Annotated in this window: 2 protein-coding genes; both read right to left on the bottom strand. The window is 69.2% G+C overall.

Annotated features, from left to right (window positions below; genetic code table 11):
- On the bottom strand, positions 1-943 hold a 943-nt coding region (locus ACWIF2_RS40485; protein ID WP_454366685.1), incomplete at its 3' end, for a beta-ketoacyl synthase N-terminal-like domain-containing protein.
- Between the two features lie 2 nt (positions 944-945).
- On the bottom strand, positions 946-2,878 hold a 1,933-nt coding region (locus ACWIF2_RS40480), incomplete at its 5' end, for a type I polyketide synthase (RefSeq protein ID WP_454366683.1).

The raw sequence follows: 2,878 nt of genomic DNA, 5'->3' as shown, positions 1-2,878 counted from the left end.
GCCCATTCGGCGCCGTAAGCCCACTACTCGCCCCGTCCTGATTCACCGCACTGCCACGCACCACTGCCAGCACCTGATGCCCGTTCCGGCGGGCATCCGAGAGTCGCTCCAGCAGGATCAGCCCGGCGCCCTCGCCCCAGCCGACACCGTCAGCGTCCGCCGAGAACGCCTTGCACCGCCCGTCCGGGGACAACACCCGCTGCCGGCTGAACTCGACGAAGGTCGATGGTGAGGCCATGAGGGCGACCCCGCCTGCGAGTGCCATCGTGCTCTCGTCGCTGCGCAGGGACTGGCATGCGAGGTGGAGCGCCACGAGGGACGACGAACACGCCGTGTCCACTGTCACGGCCGGTCCCTCGAGACCGAAGGTGTAGGCGATGCGGCCGGAGGCGACGCTGCTCGCGCTGCCGATGCCGAGCAGACCTTCGTAGTCCCCGGACCCGGGGGTCGTCCGCATGCCGTAGTCGTCGTACGACACGCCCGCGAAGACGCCTGTTCGCGTGCCGCGCAGGGAGTCGGGAGCAATGCCCGCCCGTTCGAAGAGCTCCCAGGAGGTCTCCAGCAGCAGCCGCTGCTGCGGGTCGATCGCGGTCGCCTCGCGTGGGCTGATGCCGAAGAACGCGGCGTCGAACTCATCGGCGTCGTAGAGGAAGCCGCCCTCGCGCGTGGAGGATTTTCCTCGCTGGTCCGGGTCCGGGTCGTACAGCCCTTCGACGTCCCAGCCCCGGTTTTCGGGGAAGCGGCCTACGGCGTCCGTGCCGGATGCGACAAGCTCCCACAGATCCTCGGGGGAGCTGACGCCACGGGGGTAACGGCAACTCATCGCGATGATCGCGATGGGCTCGTGGCTGCCGGACTCGAGCTCCATGAGCCGTTCTCGGGTCTCATGAAGATCAGCGGTGACCCACTTGAGGTACTCGACCAGCTTCTCGTCACTAGTCATGTCTAGCTGTCCCCCTTCTTGCCGAGGCTGCGGTCGATGAAGTCGAGGACCTCTTCCGCCGTCGCGTTTTCCAGCCGATGGCTCACCGCGCGCTTCTCCGCGCGCTTTTCCGTGTCGTCGCGCCGTCGCAGCCGGTCCCATTTGGCCATCACCGTCTGAAGCCGGCTGGTGATCCGCAGAGTGGCGTCGTCGTCCGGGTCCATGGCGAACAGGGCGGTCTCGAACCGGTCCAGCTCGGCCAGCACCCGTGTTGTGTCGTCGATGTGTGGCGGGTTGATCTCGGCCCGCAGGTACGCGGTGAGCGCGAGCGGGGACGGGTGATCGAAGACGAGGGTTGAGGGGAGGCTCAGCCCGGTGGCGGCGCCGAGCCGGTTGCGCAGTTCCACCGCTGTCAGCGAGTCGAAGCCGAGGTCGTCAAATGCCTGTTCCGGCTTGACGCTGTGGAGCGACGGGTGTCCCAGTACCGTCGCCACATGGCCACGGACCAGGTCCAGCACCAGGCGTTCCTGCTCCGGCCCGGACAGGTTCTCGAGCCGGCGTACCAGGGACCACGGCCCGTCGGTGGCGCTGCCGGGGTGGACAGCCGTCCGCATGCCGAGGACGGGGGCGGGGACCAGCGTGCGCAGGAGGGCGGGCAGGGTCCCTGAGCCTGCCTGCGCTCGCAGCACGTCCGAGTTCAACCGCAGGGGCAGCAGCTGTGCCCGGTCCGTGCGGAGGGCCTGATCGAACAGGGCGAGTCCCTGTTCGGACGTGATCGGTTCCAGACCGCGGCGGGAGATTCTGGCCAGGTCCTCGTCGGCCAGCTGCCCCGTCATGCCTCCGTTCTGAGCCCACAGGCCCCAGGCGAGCGATACGCCCGGAAGTCCCTCGGACCGGCGGTGCTGCGCGAGGGCGTCCAGGAAGGTGTTGGCGGCGGCGTAGTTGCCCTGGCCCGCGTTGCCGAAGACACCGGCGGCGGAGGAGAAGAGAATGAAGTCGGTCAGGTCGAGGCCGCGGGTCGCCTCATGCAGATTCACAGCCGCGTCCGCCTTGGCCCGCAGCACCGCCTCCAGCCGCTGCCGGGTGAGCGAACCGACCACGGCGTCGTCCACGACGCCCGCCGCATGCACGACGGCTGTGAGCGGGTGCTCTTCCGGGATCTTCGCCACCAGTTCGACGACCGCTTCCCGATCGGCGGCGTCACATGCCACGACCGAGACGTCGGCCCCGCTCTTCTCCAAGTGCTCGCGCAGTTCGGACGCCCCCGCTGCCCGGTCGCCGCTCCTGCTCACCAGGAGCAGATGGCGCACCCCGTACTCCTCCACCAGATGACGGGCCAGCAGACCCCCCAGCGCCCCGGTCCCCCCGGTGATCAACACCGTGCCCTCGGTATTCCAGGCCGGGGGCACGGCCGGCTCCTCCGTGGCCGTCACCCGGGCAAGACGCGGCACCCACACCTGGCCACCGCGCACCACGACCTGCGGCTCACCGGTGGCCAGCGCCGCAGGCAGCACCGCCTCCCAGTCGTCCCCCTCACCGACATCGACGAGAACGAACCGGCCCGGATGCTCCGTCTGCGCCGACCGCACCAGACCCCATACAGGAGAGTGCGCGAAGTTCAGCGGCTCGTCTTCGCCGACGCCCGCGACCGCATTGCGCGTCAGCACCACCAGGCACGAACCGGCGGAGGGCTCATCGGCCAGCCAGGCCTGGAGCGCCGCGAGGACCTCACCCGTTGCCTCGTGCACCTGCTCGGTGAGTCCGCCGGAACTGGCGTCGGTACAGCGCAACACCACGTATTCGGGTTGGCTCTCCGCATGCGGTACATGGTCGTCGCCGAACCATGTCCAGAAAACACCGGCCTCAGGCGTGCCGACTGCCGGAGCCGGATCCCATTCCAGCTCGAACAGTGCGTCGTGGTTCCGCCCGGCCGCCTGCCGCAACTGGTCGGGCGAT

It is taken from the genome of Streptomyces sp. NPDC055506 (genome assembly GCF_053643595.1).
The sequence above is the reverse complement of the archived record's forward strand: the minus strand, read 5'-3'. Positions and strand labels throughout refer to the sequence as shown.